Raw genomic sequence first — 26,541 nt, 5'->3', positions numbered from 1 at the left:
AAGGTGACTGGCTTGCCGGTCTCACCCTGTAACCGGATCTTGGAAAACACAGAGGCTTTCGAATTCTCGGACGGGCGGGGCTCAGTCCTGCAGCAGGCTCTCCATGCGCTCCATAGCGTCGACATATTCGGTCAACATGTCGTAGACGACCTGCTTGACGGTCTTCGGCTCGTTGACCTGGCCAACGACTTGACCTGCTGCATAGGTCATCCAGTCCTTTCGATGGGACCGCTCCGCCCTGCGGAAAGGCTCTCCCGACAAAATTGACTGGAGAGGGACTTTCAGAGGCTTGGGCGCGTCTTCAGCCGCCCAGGCCTCGGTGAACTTGCTTTTCAGCGCACGGCACGGCTTGCCGGTATAGCCGTAGGTGATGACTGCATCGGTGGATTTGGCCGCGTATAGGACGTCGCGCATATCCGGATTGAGCTCGCTTTCGACGGTACCGAGCCAAACCGTTCCGCACCAGACGCCCTCTGCGCCTAGGGCAAGTGCTGCCGCCATCTGGCGGCCGTTGCCGACGCCGCCGGCAGCCAAAACCGGAATCGGATGAACGCGATCGACCACTTCCGGCCACAAGACCATTGAAGCCACGGTTCCGGTGTGTCCACCGCCCTCTGTGCCCTGGGCAATGATCAGGTCCATGCCGGCTTCAACCTGTTTTTCGGCTTGGCGGGACGATCCGACTAGGGCGCCGAACTTGATCCCGGCAGCGTGAGCCCTGTCGATCACGGTTGATGGGGCAACGCCGAGTGCGCTGACTACCAGCTTGACGGGGTGGCGCATAGCGACCTCAAAAAGGGCGTCACTCTCCTCCTGCGTGAAGCTCAAGTTCGCGGCATAGTCTTCGTACCAGCCGTCGACATCTTCTTGCGGAAGTTCGGGCACACCATCCTGGGACATCAGGCCGTTGATATAGTCGACCTGCTCGCGTGGAAGGATCTTGCGGGGGCTCTTGCCGCCTGAGATGTCGGAGGCGGTCGAGGTGAAGATCATGTCCACACCGTAGGGCTTGCCCTCAATGTGATCGTCGATCCACTTCAGTTCCTGCTCAAGATGCTCAGGCGTCATCCAGGCGGCTCCGAGAACCCCGATCCCACCGGCTTTTGACGTCGCGACGACGACATCGCGGCAGTGACTGAAGGCGAAGATCGGGGCTTCGATGCCAAACATTTCAGTGATGGCCGTTTTCATCAAACCTCTCCGCCTAAATTAAAGACTTTTAATACTGTTATTTTGACTGTGGAGTATGTCAACAGAAATTTTAGTCGTCCGCGTCGTGCCCAGCCTGGCGATATGCGCTTGACAAGGAGCCAAAAGAGTAATCAAACTTTCGAGTCTAATTTACATTCCCTTTGGTCAGTTTTTGTGAGCGCCAATGACAAAACGCATCAACTTCATCAATCCGTTCGGGTCGGAAAGCTATGACGCGATCATCCTAAAGACGTTGTCGCACTACGCGTCCGAGGGCACGGCCCTTGACGTCACGCATCTCGACAATTGCCCGGCGGACATCGATTTCTTCTATTCAAAACACATGATCGAACAATCGCTCTTCGAGCAGATCATGGTCGCGCAGGAAGCCGGATACGACGCCGTGATCGTCGGGTGCCTCTACGATCCGGGCGTCAGAATCGCGCGCGAGCTCGTCGACATTCCGGTTATCGGCCCACTTGAAGCATCGTTTCAGATGGCGGCTTACTACGGACATTCAACGATGGTGCTGACTGATCACCGCAAGGCTGTTCCCTATATCTACGATCAGGCTCGCCTGAATGGCCAGGGCAACACGGTTCGCGGCGTCGATGCAATCGATTGGTTCGTTAAGGACATGATCCATGACCGCCAGGCCGTTGCCAAGGACGTGGTGCGCCTGTCCAAACAGGCCGCAGAGCGCTTCGGCGCCGAGACCGTCATCATGGGCTGCACCATAATCGCAGCGATCTACCAGGAGTACCTGATGGACGGCGGCAGTCCCTCGGAGGTGCCAATCATCAATCCCAACCTGATGGCGCTGAAAATAGCGGAAGGACTTGCCGATCTTCACAAGAAAGGCGGCTATCAGCTGGCTCGCCAGGGCTTCTACATGCAACCCACCGGGCATTTCAAGGACGAGTTCGATAATGCCCGACGCGTCTGGAATGCATCGAAACCGCAATTTGCCAGATAGCTAGAGCCGCAGCCGCGGCGACACTCGAAAACAGATCTATGATTGGAGAATGCTATGGAACTGAGCTTGTCGGGACGAACAGCAGTCATCACCGGCGGAGAAACCGGGATTGGCGCTGCCATCACGCGCGCCTTGGCCGAGGCGGGCGCAAACGTCGTCATCGGCGGGATCCTCGACCAAGTCGGGACGAAATTTTCCGATGAACTGGTCGCAGCTGGTTTGAAGGTCTCTTTCCAGAAGACCGACGTCCGCGTGGAAGGAGAGGTCAACGCTCTGGTGGAAGGCGCTGTCGAGCGATTTGGCGCAATCGACGTCATGGTGAACAATGCCGGCGTGTTCGACGGATTTGCCGATTGTCTGGAGACGACTGAAGCACTTTGGGACCAGATTATCGACATCAATCTGAAGGGTACCTTCTTCGGATGCCGGGCAGCCCTGAAGCACATGATGGCAAAAGGCGCAGGCAGGATCATCAACACATCGTCGGTTGGCGGACTACGTGGTGCGGCGGATGGCGCCTCCTATACGGCGTCGAAATTTGGTGTTGTGGGCCTTACACGCCAGATCGCCGTCAGTCACAGCCAGTATGGGATCACGGTCAACGCAATTTGCCCGGGCGTAATCCAGACCGACATTCGCGGTAACTCTGCGGCCATCTTGGGTGCCGACGGTCCCGACATGCAAAAGGGCGTCGGCAGCGATCCGGAGGGATACAAGCGGCTAGTTCCGGCAAAGCGCAAGGGCTTGCCGCACGAAGTTGCTGCGGTTGCTCTGTTTCTGGCGACAGATGCCGGAAGCTACGTCTCCGGCCAGGCGATTGCCATTGATGGCGGGTGGACGGCCACCTAACAGATACGATCTTGGCAGCGCCCCTTGCAACCGTTAGGGGTGCATATGCCGCGATCGAAACACGGCATACCTGCCACTGGCCGGGCTGAGCACTCCCCTTATTAGTAAGTTCTCTTTCAGGGTTGACCATGCTGGCCAGGATCTCGCTGCGCCATCCCCCGTCCTTGAAACAAACGGCATTCCAGAACTGAAAAGGCCGCAGACGGGTTGTCCGTTGCGGCTTTATCGTTTCTCACCGAGTGATCGTCGGCTGTTCATTCGGCAATGTAGCTGCTCACGAGGTTCGGCTTTGCGTTGCGCCACGCCTGACGGGTGACTTCTGTGACAGCCTGGAAGTGGGGGTCTTTCGGCTGACCGTAATAGCCAAGCCTTGAAACGTGGTAGTTCCCCTTCTGGTAAAGATTAGCAAGCGTTTCCGCCATGCCAAGCGCCATCAGATTGGGATTGAGGATCGGGAACGGTGCCGGCTCTCCGCCGTCCATCAAGAACTTCTGGTAGGAGGCTGCGATGATGGTGCAGTTCAAAATGACGGCTTCGGCTCCAGTGCGCTCGATCGACTTTGCGGTTTGTTCGACGACATCATGGGCGACCGCCGAGGTGTCCAGTACCATGTCCTTGACGTACCAGTCGATCACATCGAGGCCAAGGATCCTATCCGAGGCACCGTAGAGCTTGACATTGTCCTTCATCTGCGAACCAGCTTTGACATGATCAGCCACAATGACGGCTGTGCGTCCATAGAAGGAAAGCATGTTCAAGCTTGCCTCGAACGGACCGATAACCGGAATGTTAACCAGCTCACGCGATACCATAACGCCCGGATCATAGCAGCAGCCGACGATCACAGCGTCAAATCCATCTTCCTCGGATTTCCTGACGGCTTCGAATAGAGCCGCTTCGACCATGTGCTTCGGATAAAAATAGTCCATATCCGCCGGGCAGCCTTCGAGATGGGTGACCTCGAGCTGCGTGTCCTGCATGGCGTAATGCGTCAGCGTTTCCTGGATGAGGTCGTCATAGGCTGTGGTCCCGAACGGGTTGATGAAATTGATCCGACGCGGCATCTGGATTCTCCGTCACGCTGTTTTTGATAGATCTGACCAATGGGTATTTTAAAATGTCCCTTTAGTCAATGTTTTGGAGACCTTTGTCAGCAATGTTGGCGTCCGATCGCACGACGTTATGTAAAGGCCCAAGGCCGCTTGACCAGGAAGCTGTCGTTGCGATATTCTGACCCACGGGTTTATTTTTTTAACTCACAAGTCAATACTTTCATCAGGAAGTCGAACTGACTTTCAGGAACTGAGGCTGTCAGAACTGGATCCCGGCGAAATGTACGTCGAGGTCACACGATCTGTAGGTCCCACGTCATCTATGGAACGATATCATGACCGTCGCCGAACGATTTGACTATGTCATCATTGGAGCTGGATCCGCTGGGAGCGTCCTTGCCAATCGGCTTAGCGCCGACCCTGCCGTGAAGGTCTTGGTGCTTGAAGCTGGCGGTCCTGACCGTCGGTGGGACTTCAGGATTACCATGCCAGCCGCACTGGTCTATCCTCTTAACAGCCCGACCTATAACTGGCAGTTCCTGAGCGAGCCAGTGCAAGCGCTGAACAACAGGCAGTTGCAATTCTTCCGGGGAAAGGGTTTGGGCGGCTCGTCGACAATCAACGGCATGGTCTACGTGCGTGGAAACGCGATGGACTTCGACAACTGGGCTCTCGACGAGGGCTTGGACGACTGGGACTATGCGCACTGCCTACCTTATTTCAGGCGTTCGGAGACGTACTCGGAAGGCGGCGATGACTATCGCGGCTCTACCGGGCCGCTGCATGTGTCGCGTGGCAAGCCAGAAAGTCCCCTTTACGAGATTTTCCTGCAGGCAGCCTACGAGGCGGGGCACCAGCACACCCCCGACGTGAATGGCTTTCGCCAGGAAGGTTTTGGCTATTTCGATGCGACGATTCACAACGGGATCCGCGAAAGCGCTTCGCGCGCCTATCTGCACCCGATCATGAAAACCCGTCCCAACCTGACGGTCGTGACTGGGGCGCTGGTCGGGCAGTTGAACTTTCAAAACCGCCGCTCCGAAAGCGTGGCCTACAGAAGCGAAGGCAAGACTCAGACCGCCCACGTGGAGCGCGAGATCATTCTCTGTGCCGGCGCAATCCAGTCACCACAGCTGTTGATGCTGTCGGGGATTGGGAACGCCGACGATCTGAGATCGAAGGGTATCGAACCGGTGATCGACCTTAACGGTGTCGGCAAGAACCTCGGCGATCACCTCGAATGGATCGTGTCGTACAAATGCACGAAACCACTTTCCTACTATGGTGCAACCAAACCCTTGAAGCAGGCGATGATTGGCGCCCAATGGCTCGCCAACCAAACCGGGCTTGGCGCATCCAATTTCTTCGAGGCCGGCGGTTTCCTACGATCGACGCCGTCGAAAGCCTATGCGGACGTTCACCTGCATTTCGTGGCGCTCGCGGCCGAATATAGCGGTCGCGTTTCTGCTCCGGGCCATAGTTTCCAGGTTCATCTTAGCCCCGGCCTGCCTGAAAGCCGCGGATGGATTTCCCTGAAATCACCGAATCCCGAGGACCATCCCGTCATTCAACCGAATTACCTGTCGGAAGAGCGTGACTGGGTCGAGGCGCGTGCAGGAATCCGGCGGTCTTTCGAAATCCTGGAAATGCCAACGCTCAGCGAATATCGCGGCGAACGCATCCATCCCAACAAGACGCTCGACGATGATACTCTCCTGGATAAATACATTCGCGCCCATGCCGAAACCGGGTACCACTACGCCGGGACCTGCCGAATGGGAGATGGGCCTGACTGTGTTGTGGATGGGCAATTGCGCGTGCACGGCATCAAGGGGCTGAGGGTCGTTGATGCATCGGTCATGCCGCGGCCGACAAACGGCAACACGAATGCCCCGACCATCATGATCGCGGAAAAGGCGGCCGACCTCATCCTGGGTCTTGAGCCCCTTGCACCTTCCGACGCGCCTTCCTTCCGACATACCTAAGGAAAAAGAACGGCGGCCAAAACCGGATTTGGTCGCCGTTTGTGATCTTCGATACGTTATTGCGAAACTATCCGTGACCGACCATCGCCTTGATCTCCAAATATTCGCTCAGGGAATGGTGTCCGGCTTCCCGACCATTGCCCGATTGCTTGTAACCGCCGAAAGGTGCGACTGCATCCCAGTCGGGATAGTTGATGTAGACGGAGCCGGCCCGTAATTTCCGTGCGACTTTCCGTGCTCGCTCGATATCGGCCGATTGCACATAGGCTGCCAGGCCATAGGGGGTGTCGTTAGCGATGCGGATCGCGTCCTCTTCATCGTCATATGGCAAGATGCAAAGAACGGGACCAAAGATTTCCTCCCTGGCGATCGTCATGTCATTCGAGACATGACCGAAAATCGTTGGCCGGACATAGTATCCAACATCGAGACCGTCTGGTTTACCAACGCCGCCGCAGATGACCGTCGCCCCCTCCTCGATACCTTTCCCGATCAACGTCTGGATTTTCGAAAACTGCATTTCGCTCGCGACCGGACCGAGAATGGTTGCGGGATCGGCCGGATCGCCGACGGCCTGCCCGCGCGCTGCTGCCTCTGCGATGTCGAGCGCCTCCGCGTAAGAGGACCGGTGCACCAGCATGCGCGTCGGCGCGTCACACGACTGGCCGCTATTTGCAAAGCAGGCTATGACGCCATCCCGCACAGCCGTTGACAGGTCGACGTCATCGAGCAGGATGTTGGCGGACTTGCCACCCAATTCCTGCGTCACACGCTTGACGGTGTCGGCGGCAGCTTTAGCGACACGCACGCCGGCACGGGTCGAACCGGTAAAGGAAACCATGTCGATATCGGGGTGAGAAGACATGGCTTCGCCGACGATCGGCCCCTCGCCATTGACTAGATTGAAGACGCCAGGCGCGAGACCGGCCTCGTCGAGGATCTCGGCAAAAATCGTGGCATCCAGCGGCGCGACTTCGCTGGGCTTCAAGACGATCGTGCAGCCTGCGGCAAACGCGGGAAGCACCTTACAGATGACCTGATTGATCGGCCAATTCCAAGGCGTAATGAGACCAACAACGCCTATCGGCTCCTTGGCGATCAGGGTCGTGCCACTTTGCTCTTGGAAGCTGTAATTGCCGAGGATCTCGATAATGGCTTCGAGATGTGCGACGCAGGTCGCCGTTTGGGCTTCGATGCTGAAAGTGATTGGCGAGCCCATTTCCCGCGTGACGATATCGGCGATTTCATGCTGACGGCGCTTGAAGATATCGAGCACGCGTTTGAAAAACGCAATTCGGTCCGAAACCGACGTTTGGGAATAGGCGTCAAAGGCGCGCCGTGCGGCCTTAACGGCGGCATCAACATCGTCTGCGGACCCGAGAGCGATGCGTGCGAAAGGTTTCTCGGTGGCAGGATCGATGACATCCATGAAGCGAGCGGAAAACGGCTCTATCCAGGCGCCATCAATAAAAAACTTCGAAAAATGATCCATCCTCATGATCCTTTTGTTTGCCGGCGCAAGGGTGGACATCTCCCCTGGACGGCGCCCTCAACTTAGCGGGAGGGCACTTTTACGCTTATCGTCCCTGCCATTCGTACCGGAGCATGAAAAATCTGTCCAGTGGGTCAGTTTTTTTGTTTAGTGCGTATGTCGCGTTTCAGCGCTGCGCGGTTTCCCAATTTGGATTGGTCCAGAAGGGGGCGGACTGCGGTGCAAGCGCCCTGCCGAGGATCAGGTCGGCGGCTTTTTCGCCGATCATGATGGTCGACGCATTGAGGTTGGCACTGACCTCAAGCGGCATGATCGAGGCATCAGCTATCCTTAATCCATCGACACCTCGCACTTTGAGATCCGGATCGACGACACTTGCCGCGTCGTTGCCCATTCTGCACGTCCCAGCCGGGTGGTAGGCGGTCGCAACGTGATCCCTCAGCCAGGCGTCGATCGCGTCGTCGGCCTGAACATCACGGCCCGGCGCAATCTCCGCCCTCGCCAGTCCCTGGAATGCCGGTTGAGCGACGATTTCCCGGGTAAGCCGGATGGCTTCGCGCAGGACCATGATGTCGCGGGGATCCTGGAGATAGTTGAACACCACTGATGGCAACTGTACGGGGTTTGCGCTCACGAGGGCGACACGGCCCCGGCTTTCGGCACGAAGCAGCGTCATGTGGATCTGGAAGGATGGTCCTGGATGCGGATCAAAGCTGTCATGCTGAAAGGCAAGCGGCAGCAACTCAAGCTTCAGGTTTGGATATGGGATGCCGGCACGGGTCCTCAGATAGGCGGCGGCTTCAAACTGGTTGCTCGCGGCAAGGCCGGATTTCAGCGAGAACCATTGCAGGCCCGTCATGATCTTTCTGACACCTCGTGTGGCGGAGAATAGACCGACCGAGCCTGCGGCCCAAAACTGAATCGTGACATCAGGATGATCCTGCAGGTTTCGACCGACGTCCGGCGAGGCAATGAGAGGATCGATGCCGAGGTCGCGCAACTCCTCGGCCGGTCCGATTCCTGAACGCAGCAGGATTGCCGGGGTGCCAAAAGACCCGGCCGACAAAATGATCTCTCGCCTTGCTCGCGCAACCGATCGCTGCTGGCCATTAAAATAGACAACATCCGTAGCCCGGCCCCGTGTTAATGCAACCTTGTCAACCAGGACGTCGCGGACGACCTTAAGATTGCGACGCTTCCTTGCCCCGTCGAGATAGGCGCGCGCCGCACTCCAGCGCCGGCCTTGAAAGATCGTCTGCTCGTTGGGGCCAAAACCCTCCATCTGGTAGCCATTGCTGTCGGGCGTTGCCGGATACCCGGCCTCCTCTCCAGCTTTCATGAACGCACTGTTTAACGGCTCGCGGCTGAGATCAGGCTTGGTGACCATCAGCGGACCATCGCTACCGCGGTAGGAATCTCCTCCAGCGAGACAAGTTTCGGCGCGCTTGAAGTAGGGAAGAACGTCGGTATAGCCCCAGCCATGGCAGCCTGCCTCTTGCTTCCAGCTCTCGAAATCAAGCGGATGTCCTCTGGTATAGACCATGCCGTTGATCGACGAGGAGCCACCAAGCAGCCGGCCTCGCGGATGTACGACCCTTCGGCCGTTCAAATATGGCTCGTGTTCGGTCAGGAAATTCCAGTTGCGAGGATCTTCACCGAGCAGCCTCTCAACCGCGAGAGGCATGTCCACTGCCCAGTTGTTGTGATCACCGCCCGCCTCCAGCAAGAGAACCGAGCATGATGGATCCTGCGACAGCCGTGACGCCAAAGCGCATCCGGCAGACCCCGCGCCAACCACGATGAAATCGAACTCCATACTCATCCTTCCATCTCTCCCTGACCTCACCGCGATCGTCATGCCGGCCGCGGCCCGTGCGAACTGCGCCATTCCGCCTCAAAGGGGCGTGTACTTTTGCGTTACGAATCCACTTGCGAATTCGACTGATTAGTTCATAATCTGACGCACCAGTCAAATTAACAGTACAGCTGGTCAATAAGATTGAAAATCAATTCAGAGGAGAGCACGTCTTGAGCAAGTCCCTTTCTTTAACCCGTCGCCAGGCCCTGATTTCGGCTGCGGCTGGTACTACACTGCTGGCAATGCCATCAATTTTGCGCGCTGCAGACAAGACCGTCAAAGTCGGCGCGCTGGTTCCCGAGACCGGTGACCTGTCCCTCTGGGGCCTGCCGGCCAAGAATGGCGCGGAAATCTGGGCCAATCGTCTCAACAAGGCCGGTGGCTTGACCGTGAAAGGTGAAAAATACAGCGTCGAGGTCGTCTCCTTCGATGGAGCCTACATTGCCGAGAAGACCCTGCAAGGTGCACGCGCCTTCGTGGATCAGGATGTGAAATTCACCATGGTCATCGGCGGCGACGACTGGTCGGCCCTTCAAGATTTTTCGAACCGCAACAAGATGCTGACGTCGACGCTCTACGTGTCGGACCTCAACGCCGGCGCAAAGTATCTGATTGCACCGGTTGAAATTCATCCGTTTTATTTTGGTCTTGGCGTCCAATATCTGCGCACGACAGAACCTGCAGCCAAGACGGTTGCGCTTTGCGCGCAGGATGACGTCACGGGACGCTCCTCGCTTGCCGCATGGCGCGCCGGCTTTGACGCCCACGATTTTCAGATCGTCGCCGATCAATATTTCGACAATTCCACGACGGACTTTGCGCCTGTCGTGAGTGCCATGCTTTCGGCCAAGCCAGATGTGGCCTGCATCGATACCACCTACCCCTCTGTCGCGCTTCTTCTCGTTGAGCAACTGTTCACGCAGGGCTTCAAAGGCAAGATCCTGCATGCAGGTTTCGAGCTTTTGCCCGACATGGTCGCGCGCACCAGCAAGGAGTTCATGGAGGGATCGATCGCATTCTTCCCGCGCTTCGACGATCCCTCGATCGCAAAAACGGCAAGCGGCTTCGACGACCCCGCCGGATTTTACCAGGATTTCATCAAGGCCTACCCGAAAGAATGGAACAACACGTCGTGGGAATTCCCTGCAGCGCTTCAGGTGTGGAAGCAGGGTGTTGAGGGTGCTGGTTCCTTCGATGCCGACGAGGTTCTTGCCAGCATGAAGGCCAACCCGCCGCAGCATATCTTTGGCAAGGCGCGGTGGTGGGGCAAGGAACTTTTTGGAGCCGACAGCGCACTGGTCGGAAACTGGCCGGTCGTCGCCGTCAAGGATGGCAAGGTCAATATCGTCGACGTCGGCGACCAGGTTGCATGGTACGATGCGCACAAGGACGTTTTCCTGAAGCGCTGGCGCGAAGAGCAACTGATGCCCGATCAGAAGCGATAAGACGGACTGGCGGTGGATTGACATGCAGTTCTTGATTGAGACTCTTCTCAATTCCGCTATGGCGAGCGCGGCTTCCGCGCTCGTTGTGGTCGGTCTTGCTCTGATTTTCGGCGTAATGCGCATCGAAAACTTCGCCCATGGCGAACTTTATATGGTCGGCGCTTACGCCACTTGGTACTTCGGCACCCACCTTGGAGCCGGTTACGCGGTGGGTCTCGTCGCCGCCATTGTGATCACCGCCGCCATTGGCGCGTTCATGGAGTTCTTCCTCTTTCGACGGCTTAAGGGAAACCCCCTGGGGCCACTGATTGTGACCATCGGCGTTTTGCTGGTGTTGCAGACGGCAGCCGCCTGGCTCTTTGGCGTGAACGCGAATTACCTGGTCGATAGCCCGTTTACGGGCGTCGTAAAAATTGCCGGCGCCAATATGCCACTTCACCGCCTGTTCGTGATCGCGGCCGCGATCGTTCTGCTTGGCGGTCTGACAATTTTGTTGCGGACGACCCGGTTCGGCTGGGCGCTTCGCGCCGTTGCGCAGGACCGTGACGCCGCCTGCCTGCAGGGGATTTCGATCGGCACTATTTCGCTGATGGCGATGGCGCTCAGTGCAGCGCTTGCCGGTGTTGCCGGTGGATTGATGGCTCCGATCGTTCGGGTCAGCCCCTACATGGGTCAGCCCATCATCATCACCGCCTTCATTGTGATCATTCTTGGCGGGATCGGCTCCATGGAGGGTGCGATCCTGGCTGCAATCATCTACTCAACGTTCTTCACCTTCGTCTCAGCGTACTTTGACAGCACCATCGCCAGCATTGCGGGCCTGTGCCTGATGCTCGTCGTGCTCATCGTCATGCCAAGCGGACTGATGGGTAAGGCGCAGAAAGTTTAACTCATGGACGCTCGGAAAAAAATCGGTCTCAGTGCCGCGGTTCTAGCGCTTGCTGCGGCTGCCATGATCCCTGCGGTGACGGGAGACTACTACGTCTCCTTCTCCACCGAAATCGTGATCATGGTGCTCATGTTGTCGAGCTATCGCATTGTTGTGCTCACGGGCGAATGGTCCTTCGCCCACGTCGTCCTTCAGGGCGTGGGCGCCTATACAGCCGCGATCCTCGTCAAGGACTGGGGAGCACCCTTCATGGTGTCGCTTCTTGCCGGTGCTCTAGTGGCAGGCTCGGTTGCGGCAATCCTCAGCTTTCCTCTCCTGAAGATGCGCGGCTTCTACTTCCTGATGGGCACGTTCGGCGCTGCGGAAGCCGTTCGCCTGCTCTGGCGCAAATTTAACTATTTCGGCGGCACGCGAGGCTTTTCGGGCATCTCCCCGCCCTTTCTGCGTATCGGCAATTTCGCCATCGACTTTGGGCACCCCGCAGCGTTCTTCTATCTTGCGCTGACGGTTTGCGTTGTCTGTCTGCTCATCATCTGGAGCATCGAACAGTCGCGTTTGGGGCAGATCTGGCGGACGATTGAGCAGCAAGATGTGCTTGCTCAGGCCGTTGGGATCGACACCAGGAGATATCGCCGCGTTGCCTTCGTCATATCAGCCGTATTTGCAGGCGTTGCTGGCGTCCTGCTTGCCTATGCCTTCGGAACCGTTACGCCCAACCGCTTCAACCTCAACTTCGCACTTTATCTGATGATCTGGGCAATCGTTGGCGGGACACGCTCCTTCTATGGTGTGATCCTGGGAGGCATCTTGTTGATGGGATTTGACGAGTCCTTGCGTTTTGCCGACGAATTGCGGCCTGGCGTTTACGGCGTCATACTCATCTTGGTCATGCTCTTCTGGCCGCAAGGATTGGAACGGCTGATCGGCTTTGCCGCAGTTCCGGTAGCCAAGCAAACGCCCGGCACTACAAGTGGTATTGCAGCGCCTTCGAAAGGAGATGCGTGATGACAATCCTATCGTTACATGGAGTCACTAAAAAGTTCGGCGGGCTTACGGCTGTCAACGACGTGACGTTCAGTGTCGAGCGTGAAAGCATTCACGGGCTGATCGGGCCGAACGGTGCGGGTAAGACCACCCTATTTAGCCTCATTACGGGCTTTTATCGTCCGACCGCCGGCCGTGTCGAATTGGATGGCAAGGACGTCACGTCGCTATCGACCAGTCTTCGCGCACGCAACGGACTGGTGCGCACCTTCCAAGGGACAGTGCTTTTTCCCGAACAGACGGTGGAGCAGAATATTGGCAACGGCCTCTTGGCAAAGGCATCGAGCTCCTGGGTCGATTGGATTGTGGAGAGCAATGCCTATGCAAAATCAAGGCGCGACGAAGTCGAGAGGCTCCTTGTTTTCTCACGCCTGACGGACCTGAAACACAGTGCAGCACGCGATCTGTCTCACGGCCAACAGCGGGTTCTTGGCATTGCGATCGCGCTTGCCGCCAGGCCGCGTGTTCTTCTGCTGGACGAACCGTTTACTGGCATGACAGCCAGCGAAAAGGACCGCCTGGTCGAAATGCTTCGGGAAATCCGCAAGAGCGGCACGACGGTAGTACTGGTGGAGCACGATATGCGCACAGTCATGCGCCTTTGCGACGTCATCACTGTTTTAAACTTCGGTCGTGTGCTGACGGAAGGTACGCCTGAACATGTTCGACGCCATCCTGAAGTGATGTCCGCCTATTTGGGAACTACCGCATGATAGAGCTTCGCAACCTGGTCGTCCACTACGGTCGTGTCGCTGCGGTCCACGATATTTCGCTGTCCTTTGACCATGGCATCAATTGTATCATCGGCTCCAATGGCGCCGGCAAGAGCACGATCATGCGCTCGATCTCCGGTCTCGTCAGGCCAAGTTCAGGGAGTATTTTGTTCGAGGGAGAGGCGATCGAGAGCCTTACGCCAAAGGCGATCGTCGAACGCGGTATCGCCCATGTCCCGGAAGGTCGTCACGTCTTTCCAGAGCTCACAGTCGATGAAAACCTCAAGATCGGCGCTTATCTCAGGCGTGATCAGGTCGCGGTCAAGCGCGACTACGACAACATCTGTAGCGTCTTCCCAAGGCTTGCCGAACGGCGCAAGCAATACGCCAACACGTTAAGCGGCGGTGAGCAGCAGATGCTGGCGATCGGGCGGGCTATCATGGCTGCACCAAAACTCGTTTTGATGGATGAACCGTCGATGGGTCTTTCGCCAGTGATGGTCGCTGCGATGGCCGAGGTGATCAGGTCGATCAACGCCGAGGGCAAGTCGGTTCTTCTCGTGGAGCAGAATGCCAATGTGGCATTGGGTCTGAGCGCAAAGGCCGCAGTCCTGGAGCAGGGACGAATTTCTCTTCAAGGCATGGCTACCGACATGAAGGATAACGAACATGTCCGAGTCGCATATATCGGTGTCTAATCCGGACTACGAAGACACTATTGGTCTCCTCTGGAAATTGAGTGATCGTGCTCGCTCCGGGGTCGACATCAGAAGCGCACTCGGACGCGTCAGACTTGATGGTTTGAGCAAGCTCGAAACCGAGGTATGCCTTGCCGTCAGGTCGCACCTGGGGGCAATAGCTAAACTAACGGATGGTGTGTCTGAGGATGAGGCTCGGACGGGGGCATTTTCCAGGTGGGATGTTGTCCTGGCTGAGGTCCAGCATATGCGCGCATCCCTAACCCCCCAAGCACACGCGTTTCACATGCGTTTGGCGAGCAAATATGCCGAATACTATCGGGGCTTTGAGGAAAAATCCCTGACGCAATGGGTCAATGCAAGCCGCCTCAAAAGCGCGTTTGCAGACGCCGTCGCCATCTATCGGCATGGCGATCTCGAAGGAGCCGCAGGGGCCGTCGCAAGATTATCTCATCAATGGCGGGAGAGTTTGCCAATCAGACTGCCCGGACTGCGGGAAATCGAGCAGGCCGGGCACGCCTGGGCGGCTCGAGCAGGAAACAGCCCGCTGGCTGACAAGCTCGCAGCTAACGCCGACGAACTAACGGGCCGCCTTTCACCTTATGCGGAGGATGATGTTTCCGTTTGGAGCGCACCACGCACAACGGAGCAAGTCGTGCGATTTGGTTTCGCCGCGACGATCTTGCCGCCGAAGACGCTGCTCAGCTGACACCGAGATCACAGGACCGATTGAAATGGAGGATCAAAGGCTCGCGTTCACGCTTGGGCATTGGGGATTGCATGAAGTCCAGTCGGGCCCTCAAGGGCTGGCAACACTGCGACCATGGCGGTCCGACCCCGATCCAAGCGAAATAGGGCTCGATCAGCTGTCGGCGGAAGTCGATCGACTGCGAGTTCTCAGGCCAGCGTTTCGCAAAGGCTGGCTAACTGGAGGACCCGGAAACTCCGGTATCGACCGAGGGTCAGATCGGTTTGTCGAGCTACCTTGGGACGAGGCCTTCGATATCGTCGCAAACGAACTTAACCGCGTTGTTCAACTGTACGGCAATACCGCCATTTACGGTGGCTCGTATGGCTGGGGCAGTGCCGGGCGATTTCATCACGCACAAAGTCAGATTCACCGCTTTCTGAATGTCCTTGGCGGTTACGTGAAGTCGCGCGACTCTTATAGTTATGGATGCGGCTCGGTTATCATGCCGCACATCGTTGGCCCAATGGAAAGTCTGCTGGAGCAGCACACCGACTGGGAAACGCTGGCCCGACACACAACGCTCTTCGTCGCATTTGGCGGTCTGCCCCTTCGGAACACGCAGATGTCACCCGGAGGGACGTCGCAACACCGAGTGAAGGATGCCATCGCTTCAATGAGGGCGATGGGTAAGAAATTCATCAATGTCAGCCCGCTAAAGAACGATATTAGCGGTGCCGCTGAATGGGTGCCCATCCGGCCAGGAACTGACGTCGCACTTATGCTTGCACTAGCGTTTGTTCTTCTCTCAGAGAACCTTCATGATGAGGAGTTCCTTCAACGCTACTGTGTCGGCGCTACGGAAGTGAAGAGCTATCTTCTGGGTCACAAGGACGGCTGCCCAAAGTCCCCGGCTTGGGCGGAGGCCATTACGGGCATCCCGGCCGATCGTGTTGTAGCCCTTGCCAGGGATATGGCAGGGTCGGTCACGATGGTTAACGCATCTTGGTCACTACAGCGTCAAAGCCACGGCGAGCAAAGCTATTGGGCCCTCGTCACCTTAGCATCGATGTTGGGCCAGATCGGCCTGCCGGGAGGAGGCTTCGGTTTTGGATACGGGACTTTGAATTCCGTTGGATCGTCAGAAGCAAAACTGTCCGGACCAAGATTTCCCCAAGGCAACAATCCGATCAAAGAGTTTATACCAGTTGCTCGTGTGGCCGACATGCTGCTTACCCCCGGAGGTAAGTTCACCTACGACGGCTCAGTCTACACCTATCCGGACATCAAGCTCATCTACTGGGCAGGTGGCAATCCGTTCCATCACCATCAAGACCTCAATCGTCTGCGCCGAGCGTGGCAAAATCCTGAGACGATCATAGTCAATGAGCCGTACTGGACGGCTACCGCCAAGGCCGCGGATATTGTTCTTCCCACCAGCACATATCTTGAACGGAACGACCTTGGATATGCTTCGCGAGAGGGTCATCTCGTCGCCGTCAGCAAGTGCCGGGAACCCCTCGCCGACTCCAAGAGTGATTTTGATATCTTCACCGGTATCGCCGACAGACTTCAGCTCGCACAAGAGTTCACTCTTGGGAAGAGCGCGGACGATTGGCTACTGGATATGTATGAGCAGTTCAGAAGGACGCTGTCCTCGGAGGTGGACCTACCTAAGTATGACGACTTTCTGCGGATCGGGCGGGTCGAGTTGTCCGGTCAAAGAAAGTCAGCGACACTGCTCGCGAAATTCAGGGAAGACCCAGAACGAAACCAGCTTTCCACCCCCTCCGGAAGGATCGAACTGTTCTCTAGCAAGGTCCACGGGTTCGATCTGCATGATTGTCCGGGCCAAGCAACATGGTTGGAGCCCCATGAGTGGCTTGGATCGGATATGGCTCAGCAGTTCCCCCTCCATCTCCTGAGCCAAGAGCCGCGCCGAAGGCTGCACAGTCAGCTCGACCATTCAGCCTATAGTCGCGCAGGAAAGATCAAGGACAGAGAGCCGATTTTGATGAACCCCAACGACGCCAAGGCCCGGGGGATTGACGACGGCGACATTGTTCGAGTTTTCAACGAACGTGGTGCTTGTCTCGCAGCTCTGCAGGTTGTTCCTGATCTCATGCAGAAAGTAGTCATCTTGCGGACGGGAGCATGGTTTGATCCTGTCGATTGGGGAGGCGCAGATGTGCTGGAGAAACATGGAAATCCGAATGTTCTAACGCTTGACAAGCCGGCGTCGGGCCTAAGCCAAGCAACCATTGCTCAAACATGCTTGGTAGAAGTGGAGCGTTTCGCGGGGGAAGTGCCCCCTGTAACCGCCTTCGACTTGCCAGATGGAATAGCCAAGGCTTGAACTATCGATGCAGAAGGAGCGGGCGAGCTAACGGGCTGCTCGCTCCTTATGCGGATGACAATTCCTCGACATGGAAAGCGCCGCGCAGGGCTACCCATATTGCTGCGCCGCAACGACAAATACTGTTTTAGTAGCAAGCCAAGTCATCCATGCCTCTCCGAGCGGGGCACGGGTGAATGGATGCATCCGAACCTGTAGCGACGATGCGAACCGGGATCTTCAGGCTCACTTGACGAGGCGCGGTTCTCCGACATCAAGGATAGAAGTGTCGAATCCCGCATCGCTGATGGACTTTGCCATAGAGCCGTCTTCGTGCTGAATTTTGATACTCGCGTCGAGAGCCTGACCAAGAGATTCATTGCCCTTGGTATAGAGGATACTGATTTGCGGCGGCAAGACCGACGCATTCACCCGCTCGTCGGGTGTGGCCATCTTGATCTCGATGCCCTTGTAGGCGCCGTTGTTTCTCTGGTTGAAGATGCCGGTATTGTAGCCCAGGAAGCCGACGTCGATCCGCCCGGCCGCCAGATCCTGGCCCATCGCAACCGGAGTTGGATAAAGCTTCAGATTTGCGCCGAATAGCTTTTGCAGATCGGGAACCCAGAAAAAGCCGGATACGGTGCCGGCCTGATGGCCGATGGTGGCTTCCAGGCTATCGTACCCAGCCTTCGAATAAATACCCATGTGGTCAAGATACAAGGGTGCTGAAAGCCCGAGCACTTTCGTGCGCTTTTCGGTTCGATTCCAACTGCCGATGGCAACATCGGCTTTGTTGGCGACAACGGCTTGTACCGTCGCCGCGGGATCAGTCACTAAAGTTACTACCTCAAGGCAATTGTCCGCGGCCATCCGTTTGACGACGGCGGCATCAATGCCTGAAATCTGGCCGTCAGGGGAAGCGATCGAAAACGGCGGATAGTCGTAGGCGGCCACCGTCAGCTTGCCCTGGGTCACGGTTTGGACATCGCCCTTGCACCCCGCACTGAATGCGACCGGCGTGTTGGCCAAAACGAGAATGGAAATAAGTGTCAGGAGGGATTTCATCTCCAACGCGTCCTTGTTGCTCTATTCTCCCCACTGACCCGAGAGTCAGTTTTCGTACGATACGTTCAGATTTCAGGTCTGCATAGCCCGTCAAAGCACTAAAATTACCCTTCTGCTGAACGCGAGCGCTTCGGGAGGGTGTCATACAGCACGCGAGCCGGCGGTCGAAGCGTCGCTCTGTGCAATCGGCAACTTCGACGAGGAAGAGTCCCTGCTGAGCAGTGCACCAGGGGGCGATATGATCGCAAGACAGGGAAGCTACAGATGCGGGCAAGGTTCGCTACCATGTCCGTGGGGCGCCAATCGGAATGGCATCTGTCATTGCACGGATTGCCGGCAGGAGAGCGAATCGGCGTTCACCTACTTCGTAGTCTGGACGCGTGACGCCCACAATGACGAGATAGACCGCCGCGCGCGACGGCAGGAGCTCTTGCCCCGCCTGCGGCCGCGGCTGTTCTCGTTCGACGCCCACAAGGCCGAGATGACGCTCGGTTTGGTTCGGACAATAAAAAGATCACTAGGTCGTATTTTTCGACTTGTCGGTCTGTTTTAAGCGAGCTATCGTCTGACTGCTGGCTCAAGTGTTCCCCTCGACGAGAGGAATCACAACATCGGTTCGGGTAACGAGCTTTCACCATCTGCCGCACGTGGAATGGGGCAACCCTCGAACATGCCAGGCTTCTGAAGCTCCAGGGCCGTATCGACGAAGCCTGATCGGGAAGGGAGACGGCTATGTTAGGGAAAATCGTCGTTGTAGGAGCAAGCGCTGCTGGATGCAGACTTGCGCTCGCGGCTCACTCGGTCGGACAAGACGTCACGCTCGTCGACGAGCATCCACAAGCAATGAAAGATATGAGCTTCGATGCTCCATGGTTTTACGGGGCTGGTCTTCCTTCGGCACTCTTGAACGACAACTCGATTGCACAAGCCCTATTGGAAGGAAGCCCCGAGCTCGTCGAATGTCTGGAGGCAGGCGTCGATATTCGCGTTTCCACTATCCTGTGGGGCGCATTCCGCAATGGTCCCAATTGCGTCAACGTTGGAAGGCCAAGGGTCGGATTGGTGACCCGGGATGGCAACGAAATCCTGGAGCACGACTCTCTGATCATCGCCACGGGCGTTCGCGACTTTGTCCCCTCGTTCAAGGGTTGGGAGTTGCCCGGCGTCTTCGGAGGCAAGGCCGGTATCGCGCTGCTCGACCTCTATCAGGTTTTCGAGGGTCGGAAGGTGGTCGTATTAGGCACCTCCGAGCTCGCATTGCGTTTCATTCGGTCCGCGTTGTCACGTGGAGTGGAGATCGTCGCTGTTATCGAAGCCGGCGACGAGGTCGCTGCAGGTATAGAGGCAGCTGAATGGCTGTCGCAACAGACTATCCCCGTACACCTCGGTCATGTTCTGCAGGAAGCGAAAGGTTCAGTCGCCGTCACCGGAGCTCGATGCGCGTCGCTCGATGGCAGCTCGACTTTCGATCTCGATTGCGATTCCATTGCGGTGGCAATTGCAACATTGCCCAATATTGAATTGCCGGCCGCGATGGGCTGCAAGATGCAATATGACCCGAACGTTGCCTCTTGGGTCCCGGAAATCAACGCTCAGGGCGAAACCAGCCTTGAGAACGTCTTCTGGGCAGCCAATGATCGAGCGGTTGACGCCCTTCTTGAGCGGATCAATGGCGCGGAGCCGGATGCGCCTCCAGGGCCACCTCCCGCCGCCTCAATTTCTACGTTGGACTACATCAAGGCCTGGATAAGCGCCTTGCACCAGAGCGGCGATGACGCAGTCACCCTCTGCCAATGCGAGTCTGTCAGTCGGGGCGAATTCTGTGGCATCGCCCCACCTGCGTACCTGGGTAAGGAGCTGCGCAACCAGCAAACGCCCGTCAATCAAAGTGACAGTTCTGATGCTCCTCGCATCAATCAAGACTTTATGAAGCGGATGACGCGTGTATCGATGGGCCATTGCCAAGGTAAGCGTTGTCGCGATGAAGCAGTTGTGGCGCTGTCGCTCCGCTTTGGTTGTGACGTCGAGGCGATCCGCCCGGCTAGCTACCGTTTCCCTCTGCGCCCAATTGACCTGGGTCTTATTGCGGACGACGACGAGAGCGACGAAATTCGTCTGAATTGGCAGATGTGGCCTTACGAAACCCGCCAAGACTGATCAGATTGCCAACCCGGATAAGACAATGAAAAACTTCGATATAATTGTTGTTGGCGCCGGGATATTGGGACTGGCAACCGCTTACCAGGCACAAAAAGCAGGCGCTAAGGTGCTGGTTCTGGATGCGGGCGCGACTGCCTACGAAGCGTCGTCGCGCGCAACGGGCTATCTCAGTCTGCGCGGTGAAACGCCTGCAGAAAGTCCACTTGCCCAGGAAGCCGAAAAGCTCTGGGACAGCCTGGACGATGAACTGGGTTACCCGACCGAGTGGACACAGAAAGGGCGAATCTGGGCCGCACTGGATGAACGCGAACTGGACGAACTTAAATCGCTGTATGGCACCTTCCAGAAAACAGACATCCCGTTCGAATTCCTGGACGGTGACGCGATGCGAAAGCTGATCCCGTGCCTGAGCCCGAATTGTCTCGGGGGCATCTGGACGAGCCGGTCGGGGCACGCCAATCCGCAACGGACGTCCCAGGCATTTGCCTGGGCTTTTAACGATCTTGGCGGGGAAATACGCGAGTATACCCCCGTCCTCGAGCTGCTCGCCGAAGGCGGTAAGGTGAAGGGTGTTCGCACCCCGCAGGGTGAACTTCATTGTGACAAGTTGGCTCTTTGCGCTGCTGCTCACAATTCCTTGCTGCTTGCGCCGCTGGGCATCCATTTCCCACTTGCTCCGGTGAGACTGGAAGCGCTCGTCACAACACCGATGCCGCCTCTGTTTGAGCAAGCGTTTATCGGCAATGGTCTCTCGATCCGCCAAACGAAGCGAGGAAACCTTCACATGAACGGCGGACCGTATGAGTGGGTTGATCTGGAAATCGGGAAAGAGCCGGCAAAGCCCAACACACAAATCGTCCGCAATATTCTGCGCAGGGCGATCGAGACGATGCCTGTCCTCAAGGGCGCGCAGTTCCTTCGCAGTTGGGCGGGTATCGTCGACATGGCACCTGACCAAATGACAACGATTCATCGATTTGAAAGCCCCGCGGGCCTCGTGACCGCAGCATGCTCGGGCCACGGCTTCGGTATGGCACCTGCAGTGGGAATTGCCGTCTCTCAGTTGCTGATGAATCGTGAAACGGCGATGCCGGTCGGCCAGCTCTCGCTTGACCGCTTCAAAAATGTAGCTCCCGATTGGCGGGTGAGAAGAAACTGGCAAGCGGGGCGGTACAACAGCTAATTAAGGAACTGGGGCCTAAGTCCGCAGTGCGGCGTCGGCGTTTTCAGTGGGTTTCTGGATTGAGCGCCTCGAGCTAAGTTAGATCCAACCTCATCGGCAGCCACAACAACAATCGGCGTTCCCTACTTGCCTCGCGTCTCCAAACGCCGATGTCGTTAGCATCGCAGCGTTGACCTGGAATTTGCATAGGCCTCCGTAGGAAGGATAGCGAAGACCTTCCTCGTGCTGTTAGCCAAGAAATTGAATGTCATCGCTTAAATCGCTGCAGGTGCCGACACCGAGGCGCACTCCGATGCCCATCGGTGGTCTATGCCTTGGTCTTGATTAGATCTGAACCGTCGGCGTCCAATTCCAGTGAGCCCATCTCGCGCAGATTATGTATTTGGATTCGTTGGCAATGTTTGATTAACGCGATAGCGTCCTAACATAATAAATTTGCTGCATAGCCGCATTCCCGATCTGACCCTAACCCAACATCTTATGAAGACGCTCGCGAAGCTCTTCGCCATCGTGGGTGACAACGCCAAGCGTCTCCACCGATTTTCTGACAATGCCAACAAGATCCGCGTTCGTTTTCGCGAGAGTGCCATCCGGCAACGAAATGTTGTTCTCGAAACCCACGCGAACATTTCCGCCGAGTAGAGCTGCGGTAGTGACGCAGGCGGCTTCGTAACGACCAAAGGCGCAAACGCTCCAATGCGCAAACCGCGGCGTCTCCATCGCCAAGAATGGCAGTATCTCGTTCGGTTGAGACAGCTGATTGACGGAGTAGCGGCCAAGCACAAACAAAACCGGTATGTCGCCCCACGGAACAAGCCCCCGGCGCATGAAGTCAGCAAGGCGGAAAGCTTCTGCTTGATCATAAAGAATGATCTGGGGCAGGATCCGCTCCCGTTTCGTCCACAGCAATAGCTCTGCGAACTCTGCTTCAAATGTCTCATCCGGAACGAGCTCGCGGAGCGCGAGTGACACCGCTTCCGGCTTCACGGCTTTGACGACCGCTATCTGCTCGTGCGGTTGATATATTCCAAGCGCTTCGCTGGTGATCTGAACAATGATCCGATCACCCACCTCTGCCTCTATCGCGGCAATGACAGCGTGATAGGCGTCGGCATCCAGAAGATGGCAGCCATCGGGCTTGCGGACATGCACATGGATCATGGCGGCGCCAGCCTCAAGGCATTCCGCCGCTGTTCTTGCCAACTCAGCCGGCGTCAAGGGTATGGCCGGATGATCAGCCTTCGTGCCGCGACCGCCGTTCGGAGCGACGGCTACTGCAATTGAATTCAGAGTGGCTTTTGCATTCATGAAAATCGTTCACTCCAATAGGATCCAATTAGATCTTAATATCTATCAATGAAACAAATGTTGCAACCTGAATCGAAACTATGTAAGTTGGGATGATGCACCAGGGACCTTTGACAGAAGCGATCATCACGGCATTCGAAGGCATGTCGACGCAATTGCAGGCCGCTGCGCGCTATGTGCTCGATCATCCGAGCGACGTCGCTCTGCTGTCGATGCGAGAGCAGGCCCGCCAGGCCGGCGTGCAACCGGCGACGATGACGCGGTTTGCCAAGCATCTGGGGCTGGATGGTTATGACGCCATACGCAATCTCTATGCCGAGGCAATGCGCAGCGGGGATGCCGGCTTTGCGGGCAAGGCCGGAGCCCAGGCCTTAAGCCAGAGGCTGAAGGGCGATCACGCTCTTGCGGCGGAAATGCTTCAATCGATCGGAGGGCAGATCGCCCGCCTTGCTGAGCCGCGGTCCCTCGATCGCATCGTGAATGCCGCAGCTACATTAGCAAAGGCTCGCCGGATCTACTGCCTCGGCCTGCGTGCCAGCCACGCTGTCGCCTGGCACCTTCATTACATTTTGACGCTGATTGGCGATAAAACGACAATGCTCGACGGCATCGCCGGAACAGGCGCGGATGCGATCGGAACAGCGACGCCGGATGATGTCTTGCTCGTCGCGAGCGTTCTGCCTTACACCCGTGCGACGATCGAAGTTGCCGAATATGCCCGGCACCGCGGCGTCAACGTCGTGGCTATTACCGACAGCGAAGTCGCGCCCCTGGCGCAGTTTGCAACAGCCACCATTTTGGTCTCAACCGAAGGTCCATCGTTCTTCCACACCATGTCGCCAGCCTTCGCGGTTGCTGAAGTTCTGGGCGCGCTGCTAGCGGGCCATGGGGGAGAAGAAGCAGTCGAGGCGCTTCGTCGTTTCGACGAGCAATTGGCCTCATTCAATGTTCATATCAAGCCAAGAAACAGTAAGAGACAGCCATGACGCATCTTCTCCACCGGGCAATTCACGCTCAGCTGCCCGTTGCCGTCGCCGGCAAGGGCATCAAACTCTTCGATGCCGCTGGAAAGGCCTATATCGATGCGTCCGGTGGCGCTGCCGTGTCCTGCCTCGGGCATGGACATCCCGATGTGATCCAAGCGTTACATGAGCAGTTGGACAAATTAGCCTATGCCCATACCGGGTTCTTCACCACAGAAGTTGCGGAACGGCTGGCGGATCGTCTGGTCGAGGATGCGCCGGCCGGGCTTGATCATGTCTATCTCGTCAGTGGCGGATCGGAGGCCATCGAAGCTGCACTAAAGATGGCGCGGCAATATTTCGTGGAAAAGGGCGAGACGCAGCGACGTCACGTCATTGCGCGCCGGCAGAGCTACCACGGCAATACGCTCGGCGCGCTTGCCACCGGCGGCAACGAATGGCGCCGGTCCCAGTTCAAGCCATTGCTGATCGAGACACACCACATCGATCCTTGCTATGCCTACCGCTTCCAGGCCGAAGGCGAAAGCGACGAGGCATACGCAGCCCGCGCCGCGCAGCAGCTTGAAGACAGGATTCTGGAGCTTGGTGGCGACGAGGTGATCGCGTTCGTCGCCGAAACCGTCGTGGGTGCCACGATCGGCGCAGTCCCGCCTGTGGCCGACTATTTCAAGCGCATCCGGGCGATCTGCGACAAATACGGCGTTCTGCTGATCCTTGACGAGGTCATGTGCGGGATGGGCCGCACCGGCACGTTGCATGCCTGCGAGCAGGATGGCACCTCACCGGACCTGATGACCATCGCAAAGGGCCTCGGCGGAGGATACCAGCCGATCGGGGCCGTGCTTTTGTCCGGCGCGATCTTCGACGCATTTTCCCACGGCTCCGGCTTCTTCCAGCATGGCCATACCTATATGGGCCATCCGATGGCGGCGGCGGCCGGCCTTGCCGTGCAGGAGATCCTGAAGCGGGATGGCTTGCTCGCCAACGTCGTCGAAATGGGGCGCCACCTGGAGATGCGGCTGAACGAGCGTTTCGGCAACCACTATCATGTCGGCGATATCAGAGGGCGCGGCCTTTTTCAGGGTATCGAACTCGTCAGTGAACGGACGACAAAAGCACCCTTTGACCCGGCGCTGAAGCTCCATGCCCGCATCAAGAGGGAAGCCATGGCTCGTGGGCTGATGGTCTATCCAATGGGCGGAACGATCGACGGAAAGATCGGCGATCACGTGCTGATGGCACCGCCCTTCATCGTCAACAAGCACGACATCGATATGATCGTCGAGCGCCTCGGCGATGCTGTGGATGCAGCTATCGCGTCCACACATTGACGTTGCGCCCAATCAGGCGCGCCCTTCGACGGAACCAAAACTTGGAACGGCCGTAATGACCAGTCTTCTGGCCGTTCCCGTTTGCCGTTTGCCAGCTTCCTCCGGGCAACCCGCGCATCAAGGCTCGACCGATGCCCGACACTGTAACAATTTGTGATCCATTCATTTCTTGATCAAAAAATATGATCCATATGGATCTCTTTTAATCGTGTTGAATATTTTCTGGGCATGTAGAGCGGGACGAGATTTCAAGCGACGACGTTGGTCTCACGCTAAGCAATTGAAACTCCTCACATCCAGCATGTCTTTCCGTCTGCAGTCACCCGAAGGATGATTTCGTCACGTTAGGATAAGGCGGGCATTTTCCGCCCGCCAGTGCATGCCCCTGGCATCACTGTGCAAATTTCAAATGCGACAACGTTACAAAAGCATTCTATATTTGCACTCGTAGACCGAAGGCAAACGCCGGATGCTTTGCCAAAAAAGGGGAACTCACATGAAACTGGGATTTGCATACCTGCTGGGCGCCGCCATAGTGACGGCAATCGCACTCTCGTCGCCCACACGGGCGGCCGATCTTGTCGTTGCCACCGATACGGCATTCGTGCCATTCGAATTCAAGCAAGGCGACAAATATGTCGGCTTCGACATCGACCTCTGGGATGCGGTCGCCAAGGACATTGGCGTCACCTACACGCTGCAACCGATGGATTTCAATGGCATCCTTCCCGCCCTTCAGACAAAGCAGGTCGACGTCGGTCTCGCCGGCATCACGATCAAGGATGAGCGCAAGAAGGTCATCGACTTCTCGGACGGCTATTATGACAGCGGCTTCCTGCTGATGGTACCGACAGACAGCACCATCAAGGGGCCGGAAGATCTGAAGGGCAAGACGCTTGCCGTGAAGACGGGAACATCCGCAACCGACTACGCAAAGGAAAACTTCAAGGATACGGAGCTCCGCCTGTTCCCCAACAGCGACAATGCCTATCTGGAAGTCGCGACCGGCCGTGCGGATGCCGCCATGCACGACACGCCGAACGTGCTCTACTACATCAAGACCAACGGCCAGGGTAAAGTGAAGACCGTCGGCTCTCAGATGATGGCACAGCAGTATGGCATGGCGTTCCCCAAGGGCAGCGAGCTTGTCGCCAAGGTCAACGTGTCACTCGCCAAACTGAAGAGCGACGGTACTTATACCACCATCTATAAAAAGTGGTTCGGTTCCGAACCGCCGAAGAGCTGATCTCCAAACGAGATTACCAGCGCCGGCTGTGCCGGCGCTCCTTCCTCGCA

At 57.1% G+C, this 26,541-nt stretch carries 21 protein-coding genes; 15 read left to right on the top strand and 6 right to left on the bottom strand.

Features of this window, described 5'->3' with window-relative positions:
- Positions 1-81: 81 nt before the first annotated feature.
- Complete coding sequence (locus J3O30_RS32590) at positions 82-1,191, bottom strand: nitronate monooxygenase (protein WP_207585963.1); 1,110 nt, start codon at positions 1,189-1,191, stop codon at positions 82-84.
- 184 nt (positions 1,192-1,375) lie between these two features.
- Between J3O30_RS32590 and J3O30_RS32585 the strand changes: the two genes are divergently transcribed.
- Positions 1,376-2,167 carry an aspartate/glutamate racemase family protein gene (locus J3O30_RS32585; protein ID WP_207585962.1) on the top strand — a complete coding sequence of 264 codons (792 nt, stop codon included), beginning with the start codon at positions 1,376-1,378 and terminating at the stop codon, positions 2,165-2,167.
- Positions 2,168-2,221: 54 nt separating this feature from the next.
- On the top strand, positions 2,222-3,016 hold the full coding sequence (locus J3O30_RS32580) for an SDR family NAD(P)-dependent oxidoreductase (RefSeq protein ID WP_207585961.1): 795 nt from the start codon (positions 2,222-2,224) through the stop codon (positions 3,014-3,016).
- 254 nt (positions 3,017-3,270) lie between these two features.
- Here J3O30_RS32580 and J3O30_RS32575 read toward each other — a convergent pair whose 3' ends face one another.
- Entirely contained in the window at positions 3,271-4,080 is an 810-nt protein-coding gene (locus J3O30_RS32575; protein ID WP_207585960.1) for an aspartate/glutamate racemase family protein, read from the bottom strand.
- A 323-nt stretch (positions 4,081-4,403) separates the two neighbouring features.
- Here J3O30_RS32575 and J3O30_RS32570 point away from each other — a divergent pair, with 323 nt between their 5' ends.
- On the top strand, positions 4,404-6,053 hold the full coding sequence (locus J3O30_RS32570) for a choline dehydrogenase (protein ID WP_207585959.1): 1,650 nt from the start codon (positions 4,404-4,406) through the stop codon (positions 6,051-6,053).
- Positions 6,054-6,120: 67 nt separating this feature from the next.
- Here the strand turns inward: J3O30_RS32570 and J3O30_RS32565 are convergent, their stop codons facing one another.
- Positions 6,121-7,545: an aldehyde dehydrogenase family protein gene (locus tag J3O30_RS32565; protein WP_207585958.1), complete on the bottom strand. Its 1,425-nt coding sequence runs from the start codon at positions 7,543-7,545 to the stop codon at positions 6,121-6,123.
- 166 nt (positions 7,546-7,711) lie between these two features.
- Positions 7,712-9,433: a choline dehydrogenase gene (locus J3O30_RS32560; RefSeq protein ID WP_246762915.1), complete on the bottom strand. Its 1,722-nt coding sequence runs from the start codon at positions 9,431-9,433 to the stop codon at positions 7,712-7,714.
- A 140-nt stretch (positions 9,434-9,573) separates the two neighbouring features.
- On the opposite strand from J3O30_RS32560, the gene J3O30_RS32555 reads away from it, so the two are divergent.
- The 7 genes from J3O30_RS32555 to J3O30_RS32525 are packed head-to-tail and all read left to right on the top strand — an operon-like array spanning position 9,574 to position 17,236.
- Entirely contained in the window at positions 9,574-10,848 is a 1,275-nt protein-coding gene (locus J3O30_RS32555; protein ID WP_207585957.1) for an ABC transporter substrate-binding protein, read from the top strand.
- Positions 10,849-10,870: 22 nt separating this feature from the next.
- Positions 10,871-11,737 (top strand): branched-chain amino acid ABC transporter permease, encoded by an 867-nt coding sequence (locus tag J3O30_RS32550; RefSeq protein WP_207585956.1) that lies wholly within the window; start codon positions 10,871-10,873, stop codon positions 11,735-11,737.
- Positions 11,738-11,740: 3 nt separating this feature from the next.
- Complete coding sequence (locus J3O30_RS32545) at positions 11,741-12,742, top strand: branched-chain amino acid ABC transporter permease (RefSeq protein ID WP_207585955.1); 1,002 nt, start codon at positions 11,741-11,743, stop codon at positions 12,740-12,742.
- Positions 12,742-13,494: an ABC transporter ATP-binding protein gene (locus J3O30_RS32540; protein ID WP_207585954.1), complete on the top strand. Its 753-nt coding sequence runs from the start codon at positions 12,742-12,744 to the stop codon at positions 13,492-13,494. The genes J3O30_RS32545 and J3O30_RS32540 overlap by 1 nt, the downstream gene beginning before the upstream one ends.
- A complete protein-coding gene (locus J3O30_RS32535; RefSeq protein ID WP_207585953.1) occupies positions 13,491-14,192 on the top strand; it encodes an ABC transporter ATP-binding protein in 702 nt (233 codons plus the stop codon). The genes J3O30_RS32540 and J3O30_RS32535 overlap by 4 nt, the downstream gene beginning before the upstream one ends.
- Complete coding sequence (locus J3O30_RS32530) at positions 14,164-14,901, top strand: hypothetical protein (protein WP_207585952.1); 738 nt, start codon at positions 14,164-14,166, stop codon at positions 14,899-14,901. Before J3O30_RS32535 ends, J3O30_RS32530 begins: the two co-directional genes overlap by 29 nt.
- Before the next feature lie 25 nt (positions 14,902-14,926).
- Entirely contained in the window at positions 14,927-17,236 is a 2,310-nt protein-coding gene (locus tag J3O30_RS32525; protein ID WP_207585951.1) for a molybdopterin-dependent oxidoreductase, read from the top strand.
- A 225-nt stretch (positions 17,237-17,461) separates the two neighbouring features.
- On the opposite strand, the gene J3O30_RS32520 is transcribed toward J3O30_RS32525, so the two are convergent.
- Positions 17,462-18,280: a transporter substrate-binding domain-containing protein gene (locus J3O30_RS32520; protein WP_207585950.1), complete on the bottom strand. Its 819-nt coding sequence runs from the start codon at positions 18,278-18,280 to the stop codon at positions 17,462-17,464.
- Positions 18,281-19,012: 732 nt separating this feature from the next.
- On the opposite strand from J3O30_RS32520, the gene J3O30_RS32515 reads away from it, so the two are divergent.
- Entirely contained in the window at positions 19,013-20,437 is a 1,425-nt protein-coding gene (locus J3O30_RS32515) for an FAD-dependent oxidoreductase (RefSeq protein ID WP_207585949.1), read from the top strand.
- 25 nt (positions 20,438-20,462) lie between these two features.
- Complete coding sequence (locus J3O30_RS32510) at positions 20,463-21,623, top strand: FAD-dependent oxidoreductase (RefSeq protein WP_207585948.1); 1,161 nt, start codon at positions 20,463-20,465, stop codon at positions 21,621-21,623.
- A gap of 465 nt (positions 21,624-22,088) precedes the next feature.
- Here J3O30_RS32510 and J3O30_RS32505 read toward each other — a convergent pair whose 3' ends face one another.
- Positions 22,089-22,931 carry a 3-keto-5-aminohexanoate cleavage protein gene (locus J3O30_RS32505; protein ID WP_207585947.1) on the bottom strand — a complete coding sequence of 281 codons (843 nt, stop codon included), beginning with the start codon at positions 22,929-22,931 and terminating at the stop codon, positions 22,089-22,091.
- Positions 22,932-23,026: 95 nt separating this feature from the next.
- Here J3O30_RS32505 and J3O30_RS32500 point away from each other — a divergent pair, with 95 nt between their 5' ends.
- From J3O30_RS32500 to glnH, 3 genes are all read left to right on the top strand, one after another.
- Positions 23,027-23,917, top strand: coding sequence for a MurR/RpiR family transcriptional regulator (locus J3O30_RS32500; RefSeq protein ID WP_207585946.1), 891 nt, complete (start codon positions 23,027-23,029; stop codon positions 23,915-23,917).
- Positions 23,914-25,245: an aspartate aminotransferase family protein gene (locus J3O30_RS32495; protein WP_207585945.1), complete on the top strand. Its 1,332-nt coding sequence runs from the start codon at positions 23,914-23,916 to the stop codon at positions 25,243-25,245. The genes J3O30_RS32500 and J3O30_RS32495 overlap by 4 nt, the downstream gene beginning before the upstream one ends.
- 496 nt (positions 25,246-25,741) lie before the next feature.
- Complete coding sequence (glnH, locus tag J3O30_RS32490; protein ID WP_207585944.1) at positions 25,742-26,491, top strand: glutamine ABC transporter substrate-binding protein GlnH; 750 nt, start codon at positions 25,742-25,744, stop codon at positions 26,489-26,491.
- Positions 26,492-26,541 lie beyond the last annotated feature (50 nt).

It is taken from the genome of Rhizobium sp. NZLR1, assembly GCF_017357385.1.
Lineage (GTDB): Bacteria > Pseudomonadota > Alphaproteobacteria > Rhizobiales > Rhizobiaceae > Rhizobium.
The sequence above is the reverse complement of the archived record's forward strand: the minus strand, read 5'-3'. Positions and strand labels throughout refer to the sequence as shown.

Excerpts from the sequence above, each read along its gene's own strand:
- J3O30_RS32590 (WP_207585963.1), bottom strand. The coding sequence starts at position 1,191 with ATGAAAACGGCCATCACTGAAATGTTTGGCATCGAAGCCCCGATCTTC.
- J3O30_RS32585 (WP_207585962.1), top strand. The coding sequence starts at position 1,376 with ATGACAAAACGCATCAACTTCATCAATCCGTTCGGGTCGGAAAGCTAT.
- J3O30_RS32580 (WP_207585961.1), top strand. The coding sequence starts at position 2,222 with ATGGAACTGAGCTTGTCGGGACGAACAGCAGTCATCACCGGCGGAGAA.
- J3O30_RS32575 (WP_207585960.1), bottom strand. The coding sequence starts at position 4,080 with ATGCCGCGTCGGATCAATTTCATCAACCCGTTCGGGACCACAGCCTAT.
- J3O30_RS32570 (WP_207585959.1), top strand. The coding sequence starts at position 4,404 with ATGACCGTCGCCGAACGATTTGACTATGTCATCATTGGAGCTGGATCC.
- J3O30_RS32565 (WP_207585958.1), bottom strand. The coding sequence starts at position 7,545 with ATGGATCATTTTTCGAAGTTTTTTATTGATGGCGCCTGGATAGAGCCG.
- J3O30_RS32560 (WP_246762915.1), bottom strand. The coding sequence starts at position 9,433 with ATGGCGCAGTTCGCACGGGCCGCGGCCGGCATGACGATCGCGGTGAGG.
- J3O30_RS32550 (WP_207585956.1), top strand. The coding sequence starts at position 10,871 with ATGCAGTTCTTGATTGAGACTCTTCTCAATTCCGCTATGGCGAGCGCG.
- J3O30_RS32545 (WP_207585955.1), top strand. The coding sequence starts at position 11,741 with ATGGACGCTCGGAAAAAAATCGGTCTCAGTGCCGCGGTTCTAGCGCTT.
- J3O30_RS32540 (WP_207585954.1), top strand. The coding sequence starts at position 12,742 with ATGACAATCCTATCGTTACATGGAGTCACTAAAAAGTTCGGCGGGCTT.
- J3O30_RS32535 (WP_207585953.1), top strand. The coding sequence starts at position 13,491 with ATGATAGAGCTTCGCAACCTGGTCGTCCACTACGGTCGTGTCGCTGCG.
- J3O30_RS32530 (WP_207585952.1), top strand. The coding sequence starts at position 14,164 with ATGTCCGAGTCGCATATATCGGTGTCTAATCCGGACTACGAAGACACT.
- J3O30_RS32525 (WP_207585951.1), top strand. The coding sequence starts at position 14,927 with ATGGAGGATCAAAGGCTCGCGTTCACGCTTGGGCATTGGGGATTGCAT.
- J3O30_RS32520 (WP_207585950.1), bottom strand. The coding sequence starts at position 18,280 with ATGAAATCCCTCCTGACACTTATTTCCATTCTCGTTTTGGCCAACACG.
- J3O30_RS32515 (WP_207585949.1), top strand. The coding sequence starts at position 19,013 with ATGTTAGGGAAAATCGTCGTTGTAGGAGCAAGCGCTGCTGGATGCAGA.
- J3O30_RS32510 (WP_207585948.1), top strand. The coding sequence starts at position 20,463 with ATGAAAAACTTCGATATAATTGTTGTTGGCGCCGGGATATTGGGACTG.
- J3O30_RS32505 (WP_207585947.1), bottom strand. The coding sequence starts at position 22,931 with ATGAATGCAAAAGCCACTCTGAATTCAATTGCAGTAGCCGTCGCTCCG.
- J3O30_RS32500 (WP_207585946.1), top strand. The coding sequence starts at position 23,027 with ATGCACCAGGGACCTTTGACAGAAGCGATCATCACGGCATTCGAAGGC.
- J3O30_RS32495 (WP_207585945.1), top strand. The coding sequence starts at position 23,914 with ATGACGCATCTTCTCCACCGGGCAATTCACGCTCAGCTGCCCGTTGCC.
- glnH (WP_207585944.1), top strand. The coding sequence starts at position 25,742 with ATGAAACTGGGATTTGCATACCTGCTGGGCGCCGCCATAGTGACGGCA.